The organism is Loktanella sp. Alg231-35, from assembly GCF_900143545.1.
In the GTDB taxonomy this organism is placed as follows: domain Bacteria; phylum Pseudomonadota; class Alphaproteobacteria; order Rhodobacterales; family Rhodobacteraceae; genus Yoonia.
The window spans coordinates 18,031-34,790 of the sequence record NZ_FREV01000003.1; the positions used below are offsets into that span (position 1 = coordinate 18,031).

Annotated in this window: 21 protein-coding genes and 1 tRNA gene; 15 read left to right on the forward strand and 7 right to left on the reverse strand. The window is 56.7% G+C overall.

Annotation, left to right across the window (positions count from 1 at the left end):
* The first annotated feature begins 26 nt into the window (after window positions 1–26).
* The 6 genes from DHN10_RS07025 (at window position 27) to DHN10_RS07050 (ending at window position 5,087) form a co-directional block, all read left to right on the forward strand.
* A complete protein-coding gene (locus DHN10_RS07025) occupies window positions 27–362 on the forward strand; it encodes a hypothetical protein (RefSeq protein WP_108814568.1) in 336 nt (111 codons plus the stop codon).
* Window positions 363–530: 168 nt separating this feature from the next.
* Window positions 531–782: a hypothetical protein gene (locus DHN10_RS07030; protein ID WP_234417075.1), complete on the forward strand. Its 252-nt coding sequence runs from the start codon at window positions 531–533 to the stop codon at window positions 780–782.
* Between the two features lie 197 nt (window positions 783–979).
* The gene (locus DHN10_RS07035) at window positions 980–2,590 is read left to right on the forward strand and encodes a type IV secretory system conjugative DNA transfer family protein (RefSeq protein ID WP_108815117.1); all 1,611 of its coding nucleotides are present in this window, start codon (window positions 980–982) and stop codon (window positions 2,588–2,590) included.
* Between the two features lie 22 nt (window positions 2,591–2,612).
* Entirely contained in the window at window positions 2,613–2,918 is a 306-nt protein-coding gene (locus tag DHN10_RS07040) for a hypothetical protein (protein WP_159086945.1), read from the forward strand.
* A gap of 268 nt (window positions 2,919–3,186) precedes the next feature.
* Complete coding sequence (locus tag DHN10_RS07045; RefSeq protein WP_159086946.1) at window positions 3,187–3,516, forward strand: hypothetical protein; 330 nt, start codon at window positions 3,187–3,189, stop codon at window positions 3,514–3,516.
* A gap of 26 nt (window positions 3,517–3,542) precedes the next feature.
* Window positions 3,543–5,087, forward strand: a complete 1,545-nt coding sequence (locus DHN10_RS07050) for a recombinase family protein (protein ID WP_108814572.1) — start codon at window positions 3,543–3,545, stop codon at window positions 5,085–5,087.
* On the opposite strand, the gene DHN10_RS07055 is transcribed toward DHN10_RS07050, so the two are convergent.
* A tRNA-Thr gene (locus DHN10_RS07055) sits at window positions 5,077–5,151 on the reverse strand. The two genes, DHN10_RS07050 and DHN10_RS07055, sit on opposite strands and share 11 nt — an antisense overlap.
* A gap of 88 nt (window positions 5,152–5,239) precedes the next feature.
* On the opposite strand from DHN10_RS07055, the gene DHN10_RS19870 reads away from it, so the two are divergent.
* From DHN10_RS19870 to DHN10_RS07085, 7 genes are all read left to right on the forward strand, one after another.
* Entirely contained in the window at window positions 5,240–5,380 is a 141-nt protein-coding gene (locus tag DHN10_RS19870; RefSeq protein ID WP_199910644.1) for a hypothetical protein, read from the forward strand.
* Between the two features lie 6 nt (window positions 5,381–5,386).
* Window positions 5,387–6,652 carry a UDP-N-acetylglucosamine 1-carboxyvinyltransferase gene (gene murA, locus DHN10_RS07060; RefSeq protein ID WP_108814573.1) on the forward strand — a complete coding sequence of 422 codons (1,266 nt, stop codon included), beginning with the start codon at window positions 5,387–5,389 and terminating at the stop codon, window positions 6,650–6,652.
* Complete coding sequence (locus DHN10_RS07065) at window positions 6,649–7,128, forward strand: DUF2948 family protein (protein ID WP_108814574.1); 480 nt, start codon at window positions 6,649–6,651, stop codon at window positions 7,126–7,128. Before murA ends, DHN10_RS07065 begins: the two co-directional genes overlap by 4 nt.
* 262 nt (window positions 7,129–7,390) lie before the next feature.
* On the forward strand, window positions 7,391–8,701 hold the full coding sequence (gene hisD, locus DHN10_RS07070; RefSeq protein WP_108814575.1) for a histidinol dehydrogenase: 1,311 nt from the start codon (window positions 7,391–7,393) through the stop codon (window positions 8,699–8,701).
* Window positions 8,698–9,177, forward strand: coding sequence for a UPF0262 family protein (locus tag DHN10_RS07075; protein ID WP_108814576.1), 480 nt, complete (start codon window positions 8,698–8,700; stop codon window positions 9,175–9,177). The genes hisD and DHN10_RS07075 overlap by 4 nt, the downstream gene beginning before the upstream one ends.
* Window positions 9,178–9,179: 2 nt before the next feature.
* Window positions 9,180–9,659, forward strand: coding sequence for an arsenate-mycothiol transferase ArsC (locus tag DHN10_RS07080; RefSeq protein WP_108815118.1), 480 nt, complete (start codon window positions 9,180–9,182; stop codon window positions 9,657–9,659).
* Window positions 9,660–9,818: 159 nt separating this feature from the next.
* Entirely contained in the window at window positions 9,819–10,793 is a 975-nt protein-coding gene (locus DHN10_RS07085; protein WP_108814577.1) for a hypothetical protein, read from the forward strand.
* 8 nt (window positions 10,794–10,801) lie between these two features.
* Here the strand turns inward: DHN10_RS07085 and DHN10_RS07090 are convergent, their stop codons facing one another.
* A complete protein-coding gene (locus tag DHN10_RS07090) occupies window positions 10,802–11,011 on the reverse strand; it encodes a cold-shock protein (protein WP_108814578.1) in 210 nt (69 codons plus the stop codon).
* A 156-nt stretch (window positions 11,012–11,167) separates the two neighbouring features.
* Here DHN10_RS07090 and DHN10_RS07095 point away from each other — a divergent pair, with 156 nt between their 5' ends.
* Together DHN10_RS07095 and DHN10_RS07100 are read left to right on the forward strand one after the other, a co-directional pair.
* Window positions 11,168–11,497, forward strand: a complete 330-nt coding sequence (locus DHN10_RS07095; RefSeq protein WP_108814579.1) for an arsenate reductase family protein — start codon at window positions 11,168–11,170, stop codon at window positions 11,495–11,497.
* 44 nt (window positions 11,498–11,541) lie between these two features.
* Window positions 11,542–11,910 carry a hypothetical protein gene (locus DHN10_RS07100; RefSeq protein ID WP_108814580.1) on the forward strand — a complete coding sequence of 123 codons (369 nt, stop codon included), beginning with the start codon at window positions 11,542–11,544 and terminating at the stop codon, window positions 11,908–11,910.
* On the opposite strand, the gene DHN10_RS07105 is transcribed toward DHN10_RS07100, so the two are convergent.
* The 5 genes from DHN10_RS07105 to thrS form a co-directional block, all read right to left on the reverse strand.
* A complete protein-coding gene (locus DHN10_RS07105) occupies window positions 11,894–12,442 on the reverse strand; it encodes a DoxX family protein (protein WP_108814581.1) in 549 nt (182 codons plus the stop codon). The genes DHN10_RS07100 and DHN10_RS07105 overlap by 17 nt on opposite strands.
* Before the next feature lie 13 nt (window positions 12,443–12,455).
* Window positions 12,456–13,193, reverse strand: coding sequence for an HvfC/BufC N-terminal domain-containing protein (locus DHN10_RS07110; RefSeq protein ID WP_108814582.1), 738 nt, complete (start codon window positions 13,191–13,193; stop codon window positions 12,456–12,458).
* Window positions 13,190–14,044 carry an MNIO family bufferin maturase gene (gene bufB, locus DHN10_RS07115; RefSeq protein ID WP_108814583.1) on the reverse strand — a complete coding sequence of 285 codons (855 nt, stop codon included), beginning with the start codon at window positions 14,042–14,044 and terminating at the stop codon, window positions 13,190–13,192. The genes DHN10_RS07110 and bufB overlap by 4 nt, the downstream gene beginning before the upstream one ends.
* Before the next feature lie 64 nt (window positions 14,045–14,108).
* Window positions 14,109–14,411 (reverse strand): BufA1 family periplasmic bufferin-type metallophore, encoded by a 303-nt coding sequence (locus DHN10_RS07120; protein ID WP_108814584.1) that lies wholly within the window; start codon window positions 14,409–14,411, stop codon window positions 14,109–14,111.
* A 238-nt stretch (window positions 14,412–14,649) separates the two neighbouring features.
* Entirely contained in the window at window positions 14,650–16,596 is a 1,947-nt protein-coding gene (gene thrS, locus DHN10_RS07125) for a threonine--tRNA ligase (RefSeq protein ID WP_108814585.1), read from the reverse strand.
* Window positions 16,597–16,760: the final 164 nt, after the last annotated feature.

Genomic DNA, 16,760 nt, shown 5'->3' on the forward strand with positions numbered 1-16,760 from the left:
CTTATCCAGACAATCGAGGTGCAACCATGACCACAGTGTCCTGGCTCAGCCTGCTTGCCTCCAGCGGGGGTTTTGCGGGCGGGAGCTATTTCCTCAAACGTTACGCCGATCTCGGTACTTTGATCGACCTGGCCTGTGCTTTCGCGATCTTCGCGCTCAGCAATCTGATCTATGCACAAGTGCTCGCCAAGGGGCTGGGTCAAGGTGCCGCCATGTCCAGCATGACTCATCTGATCATCGTGTCGTTGATCGGCGTGACGGCCTTCGGCGAGCGCATGACCTATCACCAGATCGGCGGTCTGATGTTTGCCCTGTGCAGCATCTGGCTGTTCGCGCAATCCACCCAATCTGTCACCGGCTGAGCGTACCCCCCATTGCGTGGCGCAATACGAGGTAGATTTGGAATCAGAGTTGATCCGCCACGACGAAACGAAACGACTATTCGGCGGGCCAACTCAAACCCATCACATCATTGGAAACGGAAAGGAATGGCTAACTCAAAACACGCGCAGGCGGGGCAGAATCTATTCATGTCTTCTGTCACCGGCCTTGCCAACGTGCTGGCTTTCATTGCCGCGTTTCTCGGAGGTCCGACCTTCTACTACTACACCGCGCCATATGTTCTGGAACTGACATACCAAACATACGGCGGCGAGATCATCGGTCTCGCAAAGCTGGTTTGGTACGGCCTGAGCTACCTGCTCATTTTCTTCGTGGCACGCGCAACAATCGGTACAGCACTGATTTTCGGCGGATTGGCAATCGTTACCCGCTTCATGTGAGCACTCAAAAAAGGAGGAAGTGCAATGCCCTGGAAACCTGTAGGCACGGTCTACAAGAAAGAGGAAAGCGCTTGGCCTGCTGTCATCGCCGTGGTGATCGTCCTGATCATCATCGGCGCAGCAATCGGCTGAACTTAGCGTAAGAACATGAACCAAAGGGTCGCCAATTGGCGACCCTTTTTGTTTGGGAGAAACAAATGAACTTCGACAATGAGTCTAACCGTTTTGGCAGTGCGGTATGGGCCACGGAACGTCAGATATCTCGCGCCGAGCTGTTGGGAGGCGCTGGCATGCAGTTCGGCTATCTCGGGCAAACTGCGCTGACCCTTGAAACGGATGCGCCACGGCTCACAATCGCGGGTGCCGGGTCGGGCAAAATGAGAGATTTGCTTTCCATGGCCGTCGCCCAAGCAGCGGGAGATCGAAATTTCATCCTTGATCCACGCGCTGAAATCGCCTCGGTCACGATGCTCAATTTCGCAACAGCGGGCGCATATTTGTACTGTTGGAATCCGACGGGTCTGCACAACCTGCCGCAACACGCCATGCAGCCGTTGGATATCCTGAAGCTGGAAAGCCCGTCTTTCCACGCGGACTGCAAATTCATTCTACAGAGCCTCATTCCGGTAAGTGGTTCGGCGAGCGGCAAGTACTTTGAGCTAAGAGCGCAGGAATGGGGCGAGGCTTTCGTCAAGATGCTAGTCGAACGCGATGGTGAAGTGTCCTTCCCGTCGCTCTACCGGACCATCAACGCCATTGAATCCAATACTGGTGAATGGCCGGACATCCTTGAATTAATGCTCGGCTCACACATGGAAAGCGTCCGGCGGTGTGCTGGCGAGATGCTGGCCAAGCAGCAAGACAGCGCGAGAGAGTTCGGCAGCATTGTCGGGGAGCTCTATGCATACTTGAATTTCCTCGACGATCCGATGCTGCAACGCGCGCTGGAAAACCCGCGTGCTTCGCTTTCGGCAACCTGTGATCCATCGCAGCCCGCAACGTGGTTCATCAATGTCCCAATCGAGTATGTAGCGATCTGGGCTCCGGTGCTCCGCACGATGTTCACGGTGCAGATGCTGTATAAGTCGCGCAGCCCGTCTTCACCGCCAGTGAACATGATCATCGACGAAGCCGGACAACTCGGCAGTTTCGATGCGCTCTTGCGGTCCTACACATTCGGACGCGGCGCAGGCATTCGCGCCTGGGCCTTGTTTCAGGATGCGGGGCAGATCACCCGCAAGTTTGGCCCGACCGGTTTGCAGGGCTTTATGGGATCGGCGGCATTGCGCCAGTTCTTTGGCGTGCGTGACTACCAGACTGCCCAGCTCATTTCCTCAATGCTTGGCCAGGAAACCCTCGAATATGACGACACGTTGCGTCAATCGCAGGCGCGCAAGGCAAAGCGGCAAGCGGCCATGAATATCCTTGGCGGCAGCGATCCGTTTGCCGCTGCGCAGAGCTTTCGCCATCACGCCTTCGAGGAGACACACCGAACAAAGCAGGCGCGCGCCTTGATGACGCCTGACGAAATTCTGGCGATGCCTGAAGACCGGCAAATTTGCTTTGTGTCCGGCAAGAGCCTCGGCCCGATCCTCGGTCACAAATACCCGTACTACACGAGACCCGAATTCGCGGGGCGGTTCCTGCCAAATCCGTTTCATCCGCCGCTTGATCGCGTTTCTATCCCCCGCAGATGGGGGCGTGGAACCGCTAAAGTGGTTACGGAAGCGGTGCCGAGCAAGTTCGCGCACTTCCCACAATATGACGCTGGTTCTTGGTCATACGTCCAAGGCTATCGCCCGCGTTGATTTCAACAAAATGGAGAAGAATGTGACGAATGATCGTGACGAAAAGCAACGTCCGGCGGCAAGGCATCGCGACGGTTTGGTCGAAGTCGCTGTATGGGAGCGTCAAACCGACAAAGGGACTGTCTATAATACAGAACGGACACGCTCCTATCAGGACCAGGACGGCAAATGGCGGAAGTCGCACTCGATCCCCGAGCGCGACCTTCTGAAAGCGGCCCGTCTGGATCACAAGGCCTATGAGAGCATCCGAAGGTTGCGCGAACAGGCTCACGAAGGCCGCGCCGAAAGGACGTCCCGATCCCGTGAGCGTGACGAGCACGAGCGGTAATCGCCCGGAATGCGGGGTGTTTGGGCAAAACCTGACGTCCCGCATCGACAGCGTGTTTTTGGCAAGCGCCTGCAATCCATGGTATAATTAGAAGTAGGTGCCAGGGCGAAAGCCCCGCTCATTAAGCGTTACACGCTTCATCGCACCGTTAGCGACCCGAATTAAGTTCCGGTTGCGAAAACTCCTAGACACGCAAGTCCCTGAAACGCGCCGTCCCAAGATGGCCGCGAGAGGCCTCTTCGTGCCAGCATGATAAGGATCAATCGTCGTGAAAGATGCTGAAATAACAGACTGCCCCGATCTGGCCGAGGCTATGAACAAAGCAGCCAGCGCAGGCCACGGTAGTCGGCTGGAGATCGATCTCGATCACTACCAGAACTATCTGGATGATCCGGCCCTAACGTCCGACCAGAAAGAAGATATCGTTGGCGCGCTGTGGATGATCATAACCGCCTTTGTCGAGCTGGGCTTTGGCGTCCATCCGACCCAACAAGCTTGTGGAAAACCCGAAACGCCGCTTGATCTAACGGCGAAATCGGAGTCCACTAAACCTAAGCAAGACAAGAAAAACCCAGACACAGACGCGCCCGTCATCTAGCGAGTGGCGCGAGAAAGAGAGGATTCATGGGTGTCCCAAAAATAGAAACAGAAGAGGTCTCCGCGCTCATCTATTGCCGTGTTTCGACCACCAAGCAAAAGCTTACGGGCTCGGGCCTCGACAGCCAGGAACATCGGTGCCGCCAGTACGCGGAAAGCAAGGGCTACAACGTCGAGATGGTCTTTCCTGACGATGCGTCGGGCGGTGGTGACTTCCTGAAGCGTCCCGGTATGTGCGGAATGCTTGCGTATCTCGATGCCCAAAAGGGCAAGAACTACGTCGTCATATTTGATGATCTGAAGCGCTTTGCTCGTGATGTAGAGTTTCATATCAAGCTACGCCGTGAGTTCGCCAATCGCGGTGCAAAAATTGAATGTCTTAATTTCTCATTCGAAGATACGCCGGAAGGAAAATTTATTGAAACGATTATCGCAGCGCAAGGCGAGCTAGAGCGAGATCAAAACCGACGCCAAGTCAAACAGAAGATGACCGCGCGCGTTGAGAAAGGTTATTGGGTCTTTCACGCGCCAATGGGATACAAATTCACAACGGATCGTATCCATGGAAAGCTACTCGCGCCGGATGAGCCGGTTGCGGACTATCTGCGCGAAGCCCTGAACGGATATGCGAACGGGCGCTTTCGGTCGCAAGCTGAGGTTCAGCGGTTCCTTGAGAGTAAGCCAGATTTCCCCAAAGACCTGCCCAACGGCAAGATCAGGGCTTGGAAGATCACCAAGATACTCAAGAACCCGATCTATGCAGGATATGTTCAGGCCAAGAAGTGGGGCGTGTCGCTCCGGCGCGGCCATCATGAGCCGCTGATTAGCTTCGCCACCCATGAGAAGATTCAAAAGAACCTGGAAGAAGGCGCGCGTGGGCCTGCGCGCGCTGACTTTAGCGAAGACTTCCCGCTACGCGGTTTTGTCACTTGTAGCGAGTGCGGAAACCATATGACGGGTGCGTGGTCGAAGGGCAAATACAAGCACTACGCCTACTACCGCTGCATGACACGTGGCTGCTCTCAGAAGAGCAAGTCCGTTGCACGCGCCAAGCTGGAAGGCGGCTTCGAGGATATCCTCAAGCGACTTCAGCCGAGCAATCGACTGCTCGATCTGGCCATCGCCATGTTCAAAGATGCTTGGAACAGCCGCATGGAGTTGGCCAAGGCCGAACGGGACGAGTGGCGGCGTCAGGCCGAAGCTGCTGATAAGAGTTTGTTGGAACTCATCGACCGCATGGTCGAGACCAAGAACGCAACAGTCATCAAGGCCATAGAATCCAAGATCGAAAAGCTCGAACGCGAGAAGATCACGCTTGTCGAGAAGACCTCTGAACCACTGCCAATTGCGGGCAAATTTGAAGAGTGTATTGAACTCTCCTTGCGATTCCTCTCAAGGCCTTGGGATATATACAAAAATGGGGGTTATGCGGTTCGTCAAACAGTGCTGAGACTGGCATTTTCTGATCCACTGACATTCACGCCAGAAGGTGTGTATGGAACTCCAAAAACCGCCTTACCCTTCAAGGTGTTAGGCGGGTTATCATCAAAAAAGTGTGAGATGGTGCTGTGAGAGAGGATTGAACTCTCGACCTCACCCTTACCAAGGGTGTGCTCTGCCACTGAGCTACCACAGCATCCGATAACGCGGGGAATTAGACGCAATCGCCCTTTGGTGCAAGCCCTCTCTGGACGGTTTTTGCCCGTATTGATAAGAGCGCTACCATGAGCGACAAAGACACCAAGCGTAAAACAGACAAGACCGCCACGACCCGCGAAGATCGGTTGAAGGCGGCGTTGAAGGCTAACATGGCCAAACGCAAGGCGCAGGCACGCGCACGTGCGCAAAAAGAAGAGAGAGAGTAGGCAGGCATGGATTCTATCGTAGTCACGGGCGGCACGCCCCTGAAGGGGCAAATCGCGATTGCGGGGGCCAAGAATGCGGCGCTCACTTTGATGCCGGCAACACTGCTGTCCGAAGAGCCGCTGACGCTGACCAATGCGCCGCGCCTGTCGGATATTGCCACGATGACCGCTCTTTTGCAGTCACTGGGCGTTGAGGTGACGTCGATGCAGGATGGCAAGGTGCAGGTTTTGTCTAGCCATGCCATGACCTCGACCACGGCTGACTATGAGATCGTGCGCAAGATGCGCGCCTCTAACCTTGTTTTGGGCCCCTTGCTTGCCCGGCATCATCAGGCTGTCGTATCCCTGCCAGGCGGCTGTGCCATTGGTGCCCGGCCGATGGATATTCACGTCACAGCGCTTGAGGCCATGGGCGCCGAGATTGAGCTAAAGGACGGCTATTTGCATGCCACGGCCAAGGGCGGCCTGAAAGGGGCCAAGGTGCCGCTGCGCTTTGCCTCCGTGGGAGCCACCGAAAATGTGCTGATGGCCGCAACCCTGGCCAAGGGCACCACGGTGATAGAGAACGCCGCGCGCGAGCCCGAAATCGTGGACCTTGCCCATTGTCTGCGCCGGATGGGTGCGCAGATAGAAGGCGAAGGCACCAGCACGATCACTATTCAGGGTGTGGACCGTTTGGGCGCGGCCACCCACCCGGTTGTGACGGACCGCATTGAATTGGGCACTTATATGCTCGCTCCGGTCTTTGCCGGCGGCGAGGTCGAATGCCTTGGTGGACGCCTTGATCTGGTAGGATCATTTGTCGAGAAACTGGATGCCGCCGGTGTGGATGTGACCGAAACGGCGGGCGGCTTGAAGGTCAAGCGCCGATCTGAACGGGCGAAGGCCGTGGATGTTACTACCGAAGTCTTTCCCGGCTTCCCGACGGACCTGCAGGCGCAGATGATGGCGATGCTGTGTACAGCTGACGGTACTTCGGTTCTGGAAGAAAAGATTTTCGAGAACCGCTTTATGCATGCCCCCGAATTGATCCGCATGGGGGCCGATATCGAGGTCCAGGGCGGTGTAGCCACCGTGACCGGGGTGAAACGTCTGAAGGGTGCCCCGGTGATGGCTACTGATCTTCGCGCCTCGGTGTCACTGATCCTTGCTGGCTTGGCGGCAGAGGGTGAAACCACGGTCAGCCGGATCTACCACCTTGATCGCGGCTACGAACATATCGAGGAAAAACTGAGCGCCGTAGGTGCCAAAATCGAACGGGTTTCGTCATGACGCAAGACGCCACATTTGAGGATGGCCGCGAACAGCCGCTGCGCCTGAAAGCACTGGATACCGAAGACCTGCAAGTTCTGGCCGCCTTGGTACAGGACGCGGTCTTTCCGGTCGCTGAAATGACGTGGGACCGCAGGGCGCGCCGCTTTGCCATTTTGCTGAACCGGTTCCGTTGGGAAGACGCTGACAAGGCCCGGTTGCGCAAGCGCGATTATGAGCGCGTGCAAGCGGTTCTGGCAATCGAGGATGTTGTAAAGGTCCAAACCCAAGGCGTGGATAAATCCGACGCCGATATGGTGTTTTCGCTGCTGTCGATTGCCTTTGTCCCCGGCGAGGATGGCACGGGGCAGGTCGAGCTGACACTGGCAGGTGACGGTGTGATTGGCGTTGAGGTTGAAGCGCTAGAAGTGCTGTTGCGTGATGTGACGCGGCCTTATGTGGCGCCTGCGAAAAAGGCACCTTCGCATCCGGAATAGTGCACGAAGATGGAATTAGAAGCTCGCAAAGTAGTGGGACGCGATCTTTAGATCTACTTGCAAATATTTGGGCACCAGAACACGCGCCCAACTGGGCTATTGATGCATTTCTCGTTCCGCGTCGGGCAAATTGAACCGGTGCTGCGGGATTTCAGCAATGCCTGTAATTTCAACCAGACACCGCGTCTTACGCATCGCCCCGACACCCCATTGAAGCCCTCCACCCGGACAGTTATGTCCTGCCGGGCAAGGAGTTCGCGTGATGCCACAGTTTCTATCTACATCTGACGCCGATTTTGAGGCTCGTTTTACCGCCCTGCTGGGTGCCAAACGCGAGGACAGCCCGGATGTGGATCATGTCGTAGCAGAGATTATCGCGGATGTGCGGGCGCGCGGTGATGCGGCCGTGCTGGAGCTTACTGCAAAGTTTGACCGGCTGGAGCTGACGGCAGAGACGATGCGCTTTAGCGCCGCCGAGATTGACGCCGAATGCGCCAAGGTTGACGATGCGGATCGTGCCGCGTTGGAACTGGCCGCACAGCGCATCCGCGCATATCACGCCCGTCAGGTGCCTGATGACGCGATGTGGACGGATGAGGCCGGTGCGCAGCTTGGCTGGCGCTGGACGCCCGTTTCTGCTGCGGGGCTTTATGTGCCCGGTGGGCTGGCCTCTTATCCGTCGTCCGTCTTGATGAACGCGATCCCGGCAAAGGTGGCTGGTGTGGGCCGCCTCGCCATCGTTGTCCCAACCCCAGACGGCATAACAAATCCACTGGTGCTGATGGCCGCCAAGATCGCCGGCGTGGATGAGGTTTACCGCATTGGCGGGGCGCAGGCTGTGGCAGCACTTGCATATGGGACCAAGACGATTGCTCCGGTGGACAAAATCACTGGTCCGGGCAACGCGTTTGTTGCTGCTGCAAAGCGCCGCGTCTTTGGCAAGGTTGGCATCGACATGATAGCAGGGCCGTCCGAGATTCTGGTGATTGCAGATAAAGACAATGATCCCGACTGGATTGCTCTTGATCTGCTAAGCCAGGCCGAACACGACGAGAGCGCGCAGTCGATCCTGATCACCGATGACGCGGGCTTTGGGCAGGCAGTAGCGGAAGCGGTTGAGACACGACTGAAGACGCTGGAGCGCCGCGCGATTGCGGGCGCTAGCTGGCGTGATTTCGGGTCGATCATCACCGTGAAAGACTTTGATGAGGCCGTCATCCTGTCGGACCGTATCGCGCCAGAGCATCTAGAGATTTGTACCGCTGACGCCGATGCCCTGTCGGAAAAGATCACCCACGCAGGGGCCATCTTCATTGGAGGTTGGACACCAGAGGCCGTCGGTGACTACATTGGCGGTCCCAATCACGTGCTGCCGACCGCCCGGTCGGCGCGGTTCTCAAGCGGGTTGTCTGTTATGGATTTCATCAAACGCACCACCTTGTCACGCATGACCCCGGATGCGCTGGCCGCCATCGGACCATCAGCCGAACGTCTGGCCATTTCAGAAAGCCTTGAGGCGCACGGCCTGTCCGTACGCGCCCGTCTGGATCGGCTGAACCGAGGTGAGCCATGAGCAAGATCATCCATATCGAGATTGACGACCGCAATCTGCCTCCCCCAACGCCCGAGATCGACCAAGAACGCAAAGTGGCCATGTTCGATCTGCTCGAAGACAACAGCTTTGCGATGCCCGCGCGCGAAGATCGCGATGTGTCGCCGGGGCCCTACAAGCTCGGCCTGTTTATCAAGGAACGCCGTCTTGTCTTTGATATTAAACAGGAAGATGATAATCCTGCGGGTGAATTCCACCTGTCCCTTGGGCCATTTCGGCAGGTGGTAAAAGACTACTTTCAGATCTGTGAAAGCTATTTCGACGCCGTCAAAACCCTGCCTCCCAGCCAGATCGAGACCATCGATATGGCCCGCCGAGGCATCCACAACGAAGGGGCGCGGGTTCTGCAGGAACGATTGGAAGGCAAAGCAGACATCGATACCGACACTGCCCGCCGCCTCTTTACTCTCATCTGTGTCTTGCACTTCGGGGGTTGATGATGGCGGACGGCGGCAAATATTTGGACCTTCCACAATCGGTACTATTTTGCTGTGACCACAACTCTGTCCGCTCGCCCATGGCCGAAGGTATCATGAAGCAGCTTTATGGGACGGAGTGCTATATTCAATCGGTTGGCGTGAAGAATGACCTTGAGATTGACGGGTTTTCGATTGCCGTTTGTGCGGAGATTGGGGTGGAATTGTCACGCCATCGGTCCCGCTCTTTCGACGAAATGGAGCAATGGGGCGATGACTTGTCCTCATTTGATCTTGTCTTGGCGCTTTCGCCCGCCAGTCAGCGCCGTGCACTGGACCTGACACAGTTCTACCACCTAGAGGTCGAATACTGGCCCATCCTTGACCCCACAGGGCTGGGCGATGACCGCGAAGCACGTCTGGCGCTCTATCGGCAGGCCCGTGATCAGATCAAGGAACGGCTGATCGCGCGATGGGGGCCGGGAATCGAAGCGGAAGCGTAACTGCTGCGCCAACGGTAGAGCGGGCGAATGCGCCCATTGCCCTTTGCGCGGCATGTATGCGCGGCGAATGACACAATTACCCGGCACCTTCATGTATTGGGTTCCCCCCAAGGTGACAGGCGCGCATAATCGGTAAAACTCAACCGCCCGGAGACTGGCATGATCTTCCTTCGCGCACTCCCGTTCTCTTTCTCGATTCTGTGGCGTTATGTGATTGTGCTGCCGCTGCTGATCATCGCCCTGTTCTTCTTTGGGATCGTAGCGATCATCCCGGTGGCGGTTATCATGCTCGTATCGCCTTTTGTGGGGGTCTTGGTTGCGGCCGCCTGTGGTGCTGCTGCCGGCGTTGTACCGATCATGGTGGGCATGCGCGTGGGCTTGCAAGCCAAGCGGGTCCGGCCGCGCAACAGCTATCCCGGCCTGATGCTGCCAGCAATCGGCTATGGTTTCTTTGAAGCGTTCACCGCGCTGATCATTCTGGTGGGGGGCGTTGCGGCATTTGTGTTCTTCACACCCCTGACGCCCGCTGACTTCGAGGCGATTAATCCAGACAACACAAGCGCTGTTCTGGGGCTGCTCTTTCAGACAAGCCCGGTTTTGACGCTCGCTGTGGGTTTGATCGGTGGTGGTTTGGTTTTGGGGCTGCATGCGGCTTTGCTGATGCCCATGGCTGGGGCCGCCGTTGGCGCAGATCCAAGCGGGCGCCCACATACGCCGTTTTATGGATTTGGCAGCAACTTCTTTTCGCTGTTTTTTCTGGTGGTTATCTCGCAAATCGGGGCGATGCTGGTGATCCCGATTGTGGTACTGCTATCGGGTCCGTTGGGTATTGCCGACAGCCTGAACAAGAAATTGCAACGGGCCGGCAACCTCGACTCGTTCAATGACTTTGCGATCTTTGGCACAGAAGGCCTGATCTTTGCAGGCCTTTGCGTGTTCTTCTATCTGCTCTTCTTCAGCCTGCAATGCGCAGGCGGTGTCCTCGTCTACATGCGCCACAAAGACGCTGTAGCAGAAGCTGACAACGCCTACGCCAAGACAGTAGAAGTTGAGTTGAGCGACAACCAACCCACCGCCGAGGATATCGACGTGATGGCGCTGGTGCGCAGTCGGATGCAAAACAAAGACAGCTAGGCGCTGCCCTATCCTGCTTTTGCTATGTTTCCGGCCATCTGACGGCCATCGCGACCTTCGATCAGATCAAAAGTGACCTTTTCGTCATCCGCAAGGCCGGTCAGGCCGGATTGCTCCACCGCAGAGATATGCACGAAAATATCCGCGCCCCCTTCGTCCGGGGCAATAAAACCGTAACCCTTTGTTGTATTGAACCATTTGACGGTGCCATTTGGCATTGTCCGCTCTCCCTTTCGTGTCGTGAGGTCTTGGGTCCCGCGACAGCGGACCTTCCTTCACTTGATATTCCTAAGGTTGGGTGTTTTACGCAAAAATCAAATGATTGATCGTCGCAGGCGGCGATCAGGCAAGAGTTTGCACAATCTGGAGGCATCATGCGTCTTATTGGTCTTAAAAACTGTGATACCTGCCGCAAGGCGCTGAAATCTTTGGCAGTCGCCGGACAGATACCCGACGTGATTGATGTACGCGTTGATGGTATTCCCGCAGCAGATATCGCCGCGATTGTCGGGATTTTCGGTGACAAAGCTGTGAATCGGGCCTCGACCACATGGCGCGGGCTGTCAGATGCCGAAAAAGAAGGCGATCCCGCCACTCTGATCGCGGCCCATCCGACATTGTTGAAACGCCCTGCGATTGAACGTGATGGCGCATGGACCATTGGCTGGAAAGCTGATGTGCAGGCTAAATACCTTGGCGCATAGCCTTTGCATGCTTATGTCCATGTCAGAGCAGTAAGGAGACCGCTATGCGCAACGCCGCAATGACACTTGGCCTGATCGCAGGCCTTATGGGCATATTTGTTGGATTGTTTGGTTTTGGATATGCCGAATTGTCCGAGCGTCGGCCAGAAGTGGGCGAAATCTTTGGCCTGCTTGAAAACCCCGCCTTTATCCAATTCGCGAGCTTCATGGCACCTTTGCTGGCCATCGCCGGTGGGGCAATGGCCAAGGCGCGCGCGCTATGGGGTGGTATTCTGATGATCCTTGCCGCGTTGTGCTTTCACACGGCGTTTGGGTTCAATGTCTTTACCATGTTCCCGATTGGCTTTGCTGCTTTGGGTGGCCTGTTGGCCGTGGCCGCTGGCAAACCTGATGAGCCTAAGGCGCATTTTTGAAAAGACCGCGATCGACTGAGATCGCACCAGCCCCTTTGAACACAAGGATCAGCAGGCACAGAACCCAGAATGCGCGCTGGTCAAGGATCGCGGCATCTGACATCCGGTCAAACCATGCGCCGACAGTGGCTGCATGCTCAATCCCGCCGTGGCCATAAAGATCGGTCAGCGATTGCACGAAAATGAAGCCAATCATGCCGAAAGCAGCCAAACGGGTCAGCAGGCCGATGACAATCAACAGTGGCAGCACAAATTCAGCAATGGTGCCTGCCACAACCACAGCCCAGTGAAAGATGTTCATCTGTGACGTATCAAAGCCAACGGCCTCCATCGCCTTAGGGAAGATCTGGGCGTAGCCACCAACAGAAGGTGAGAAGACCCCGAAAATACCATCCCCAATCTTTGTCAGGCCAGAATTCCAGTAGTACAGCAGCAAAACCGCGGCAAAAACAAAGCGGGCCAGTAGTGGTAGGATTTGGTCACCGGCACGGTTAAGGGGCTGCGCCAGATGCGCAATGGGGGCTGTGGACATGGGATGGGGCCTTTCAGTAAATTTCAGTGATCGCACCTTGGGCCAGAAGCAACCCCAGTACAGCACCCAGGTCAAGGGTATCGTCAGCGGTTGCGATGGCTTCGCCCAACGTTTGGCCTTTTTGTAAAAGGCTGATGGCTTTGGCGGCGGCAGCGTTGATCGGGTGAATATCGGGGTCAAATCCAGGGCGGCTGATCAGCACGGCCTCGGCCTGCATCACAGGTTTGGGCGCATCGCTTTGCGTGTTGGCGCGATAAATGGCGTGGATTGGATACTCTGAGTTGACCGCCTGCACAGCCGGGGCAAGCCGCAGCCGCGTGCTCATCAATGCGTCCGGGGCGATAGCGCCAAGGGCATCTGGTGGTGCAGGCGTTGCGTCGGCTGCGTGATAAGCGAGGCGCAATGCCAGCTCCATCGCGGCGATATCGGGCAGGTAAGGCACTGATTTGGCGGGTTCAAAGCGATGCAGGAACTGCGGCATCGCGTCACCGTAAAACATCATCAGCGGCGATTTGGGGGGATGTTTGCGCAAGTAAACCCCCGCCATGGCACGAAAGAATTCATCGCCGACCAGTTTGCGCACAACAGGGAAAGCCGCCTCAAGCGCGTCGGACAGGCTGACGGCCACATTGTTGCGGTAGACGTTGAACCGTTTGCTGGCTTGCGCGCCATCGGGGTTGACGATGCCCGGCGGCACGGCGGCGTTGGGGTCAAGCATGGCGGTGCGAAATTGGGCTTGGGTGACGGTCATGCCGTCACCAACGACAGGGCTTTGTCAGCGCGCGCTATTTCTTCGGCCAGCACCGGCCATTCGGGCACGTCCGTGTCCCACTCGATCAGCAGTGGCTTGGGTCCGGATTTGGCGAGGGTGTAGTCCAGCAATGCCCAGACCGGATCAACCACCGCCTTGCCGTGGCTGTCGATCAGCAGGGGCGCGCCGGTCTCATCTTCGTCTTCATCATGGCCGCCAAGGTGAACCTCGCCCACAGCCTCTAGCGGAAAATCATCGATATAGGCCTGTGGTGAAGTTTTCAGGTTAGTCGCACTGACAAAGACGTTGTTGACGTCCAGCAGAAGGCCGCAGCCAGTGCGCTGGGTCAGCTCACGCAGGAAATCGGTTTCGGACAAAGTGCTTTCGGCGAAAGCGAGGTAGCTGGATGGGTTTTCCAACAGCATGCGACGACCGACAGTGTCTTGGACTTCATTGATATGAGCGGCGACGCGGTCGAGCGTCTTGGGCGTGTAGGGCAGGGGAAGAAGGTCGTTGAAGAAATGGCTGTCGTGGGTGGACCATGCCAGATGCTCGGAAAAGCTGGCGGGGTTTAGCCAAGAGACAAGGTGTTTGAGGCGGGCAAGATGATCTTTGTCCAGATCGCCCTCGGCCCCGATGGACAGGCCAACACCGTGAACCGATATGGGAAAGCGTTCGGCCAGGTGGCGCAACTGCGCAATCGGACGGCCGCCGTCACCCATGTAGTTTTCGGCGTGAACTTCGAGCCACCCAAGAGGGCCGGGGTCAGCCATAATCGCTGTGTAATGCTGAGGCTTGTATCCAACGCCGGGACGGGCAGGGAGAGAATCAGGATGTGTCGCGTCAAGCATCGGAATGGCCCCTTGAGTGGTGTGGCGTAAGATGGATCAAGATCCACCTTACGCCGAGGATCGCTTATGCAGGGATATCACGCTCAAGTGCTTCGAGCGAGCCCATGCGGTCTGCACCATCGTCAGAGGCAGGCAGTTCCATTGTTTCGCATGTGCCAGCAGGCACGAATGTCCAGGCGTTGCCCTGATAATCAACTGTGGATGTACCGGCACATGTTGTGCCTGGGCCAGCCGCACAGTCATTTTCACCAGCAAGTGAGACGCCGTAGCACTTGACGTTTTCTTGTGCGTGAGCGGCAGTTGTCAGGCCAGCAACAGCAGAAGCAACAGCGGAAGCAAGAACGAGTGTTTTTGTAGCGTTGGACATAAGTAAGGTTCCTTGGTTTTGGTCAATTTTGGGTCGTCACCGTGTTTTGGCGATGCCCAAACCCTAACCGCCCAAACACGCCGTCGGCCATTCACAGAGCCGTGCATCGCAAGTCCGTGAGGTGATGTGAGCGGGGCTTTGCCAGCGACAGGCTGTTGGTCTGAAATTTGCCTTAGAAAACAAGGAACCCGCCGATGTTGCCATCGGCGGGTTTGTTACAATATCCAGCGCTGGAATGTTACAGAAGGTCAGGCGGTGTGGCCTCTACCCCCAGGGTTGAAACAATTTCATCCAAGGATGTTACAGTTGTCTTGTTCTCGCCCAGCCGCCGCACCGTGACCGTCTTTTCTTCGACTTCGCGCGCACCCAATGCCAGAATCACCGGCACTTTGCCGACCGAGTGTTCGCGGACTTTGAAGTTGATCTTTTCGTTACGCAGATCGGCCTCGGCCCGCACACCAGCGGCCTTTAGCGCTGCGACGACTTCCATCGCATAGTCATCGGCATCTGACACAATCGTTGCCACAACCACCTGGCGCGGGGCCAGCCAGAACGGCAGTTTGCCTGCATGTTCTTCGATCAGAATACCGATGAACCGCTCAAACGATCCCAGCAAAGCACGGTGCAACATAACGGGGCGGTGCTTGGCGCCGTCTTCACCGATATATGTCGCGTCCAAACGCTCTGGCAGCACAAAGTCAACCTGATGGGTGCCGCATTGCCATTCGCGGCCGATGGCGTCGATTAGCACGAACTCCAGCTTTGGCCCGTAAAAGGCACCTTCGCCGGGGTTCAGCTCTGGCTCGATCCCGGCAGCCCGCGTCGCCACCAGCAGCGCCTCTTCGGCCCGATCCCAAACTTCGTCACTGCCCGCCCGCTTTTCGGGGCGGTCAGAGAACTTCACTTTGAAGTTCTCAAACCCAAGGTCTTTATAGACAGCACTGAGGAATTTGATGAACTCCGCTGTCTCGGATTCGATCTGGTTTTCGCGGCAAAAGATGTGACCGTCGTCTTGGGTAAACCCACGCACACGCATGATACCATGCAGCGCGCCAGAAGGTTCATAGCGGTTGCACGATCCAAACTCGGCCATGCGCAAGGGCAGGTCGCGATAAGATTTCAGGCCCTGATTAAAGATTTGCACGTGGCAGGGGCAGTTCATGGGCTTAAGCGCATTGACCGCTTTTTCCCGCGCGTGTTCCTCGTCAACCTCGACGATGAACATATGCTCTTGATACTTTTCCCAGTGACCTGATGCTTCCCACAATTTGCGGTCCACGACTTGCGGCGTGTTCACCTCAACATAGCCGCCTTTGCGTTGACGGCGGCGCATGTAGTCTTGCAATTCAGTGTAGACGGTCCAGCCATTGGGGTGCCAGAACACCTGACCGGGGGCTTCTTCCTGCATGTGGAACAGGTCCATTTCGCGGCCCAGCTTGCGGTGGTCGCGTTTGGCTGCTTCTTCGAGCATGTGCAGGTGCGCTTTGAGGCCTTCCTTGTTGGTGAACGCCGCTCCGTAAATCCGCTGTAACATCGCGCGGTCACTGTCGCCACGCCAATAGGCACCCGCGATGGACATCAGTTTGAAGCCATCCGCAGGCACCTGACCGGTGTGCTGCAAATGCGGTCCGCGGCAGAGGTCCTGCCAATCGCCATGCCAATACATGCGCAGGGGCTCATCGCCGGGGATCGCCTCGATCAGTTCGACTTTATAAGGCTCACCATTGTCCTGATAATGTTTGATCGCACGGGCACGGTCCCAAATCTCGGTCCGTACAGGTTCGCGCTTGTTGATGATCTCTTTCATCTTCTTTTCGATCAGGCCGAGGTCCTCTGGCGTGAAGGGTTCCTTGCGCTCAAAGTCATAATACCAGCCGTCCTTGATCACTGGGCCGATTGTCACCTGTGTATCTGGCCAAATCTCTTGCACCGCGCGGGCCATGATGTGCGCAAGATCGTGGCGCACCAGTTCAAGCGCAGGCGCTTCGTCTTTCATGGTGTTGATCGCGATGCTGCTGTCGGCCTCAATCGGCCATTGCAGATCCCAGTGCTGGCCATTCACGGTTGCCGAAATCGCCTTTTTGCGCAGCGAAGAAGAGATGTCAGCGGCAACATCAGCAGCTGTGACGCCTGCTTCGTAAGCGCGGCTGTTACCATCGGGAAATGTCAGGGATATCTGTGCCATCGTGGGCCTAGCTCCTCGTCTGTTTGGCGCCTACAAAACGCCCGGTTGCGGGTTATGTCTGGGGGCTAAATGACGTGATGTCAGCGGATGGTCAAGAGGTCTGCTGCAGCACCGGTTGCCCGGTATACCCAGATAGACGTTGACTGCGACATCCGAACGGCTAA

Bases quoted from the DNA above. Each gene is read 5' to 3' on its own strand.
- DHN10_RS07050 (WP_108814572.1), top strand. From the start codon at position 3,543: ATGGGTGTCCCAAAAATAGAAACAGAAGAGGTCTCCGCGCTCATCTAT.
- DHN10_RS07105 (WP_108814581.1), bottom strand. From the start codon at position 12,442: ATGTCCACAGCCCCCATTGCGCATCTGGCGCAGCCCCTTAACCGTGCC.
- DHN10_RS07035 (WP_108815117.1), top strand. From the start codon at position 980: ATGAACTTCGACAATGAGTCTAACCGTTTTGGCAGTGCGGTATGGGCC.
- DHN10_RS07095 (WP_108814579.1), top strand. From the start codon at position 11,168: ATGCGTCTTATTGGTCTTAAAAACTGTGATACCTGCCGCAAGGCGCTG.
- DHN10_RS07100 (WP_108814580.1), top strand. From the start codon at position 11,542: ATGCGCAACGCCGCAATGACACTTGGCCTGATCGCAGGCCTTATGGGC.
- DHN10_RS07085 (WP_108814577.1), top strand. From the start codon at position 9,819: ATGATCTTCCTTCGCGCACTCCCGTTCTCTTTCTCGATTCTGTGGCGT.
- thrS (WP_108814585.1), bottom strand. From the start codon at position 16,596: ATGGCACAGATATCCCTGACATTTCCCGATGGTAACAGCCGCGCTTAC.
- DHN10_RS07090 (WP_108814578.1), bottom strand. From the start codon at position 11,011: ATGCCAAATGGCACCGTCAAATGGTTCAATACAACAAAGGGTTACGGT.
- bufB (WP_108814583.1), bottom strand. From the start codon at position 14,044: ATGCTTGACGCGACACATCCTGATTCTCTCCCTGCCCGTCCCGGCGTT.
- DHN10_RS07075 (WP_108814576.1), top strand. From the start codon at position 8,698: ATGAGCAAGATCATCCATATCGAGATTGACGACCGCAATCTGCCTCCC.
- DHN10_RS07110 (WP_108814582.1), bottom strand. From the start codon at position 13,193: ATGACCGTCACCCAAGCCCAATTTCGCACCGCCATGCTTGACCCCAAC.
- DHN10_RS07080 (WP_108815118.1), top strand. From the start codon at position 9,180: ATGGCGGACGGCGGCAAATATTTGGACCTTCCACAATCGGTACTATTT.
- DHN10_RS07120 (WP_108814584.1), bottom strand. From the start codon at position 14,411: ATGTCCAACGCTACAAAAACACTCGTTCTTGCTTCCGCTGTTGCTTCT.
- DHN10_RS07025 (WP_108814568.1), top strand. From the start codon at position 27: ATGACCACAGTGTCCTGGCTCAGCCTGCTTGCCTCCAGCGGGGGTTTT.
- DHN10_RS07030 (WP_234417075.1), top strand. From the start codon at position 531: ATGTCTTCTGTCACCGGCCTTGCCAACGTGCTGGCTTTCATTGCCGCG.
- DHN10_RS07065 (WP_108814574.1), top strand. From the start codon at position 6,649: ATGACGCAAGACGCCACATTTGAGGATGGCCGCGAACAGCCGCTGCGC.
- DHN10_RS19870 (WP_199910644.1), top strand. From the start codon at position 5,240: ATGAGCGACAAAGACACCAAGCGTAAAACAGACAAGACCGCCACGACC.
- hisD (WP_108814575.1), top strand. From the start codon at position 7,391: ATGCCACAGTTTCTATCTACATCTGACGCCGATTTTGAGGCTCGTTTT.
- murA (WP_108814573.1), top strand. From the start codon at position 5,387: ATGGATTCTATCGTAGTCACGGGCGGCACGCCCCTGAAGGGGCAAATC.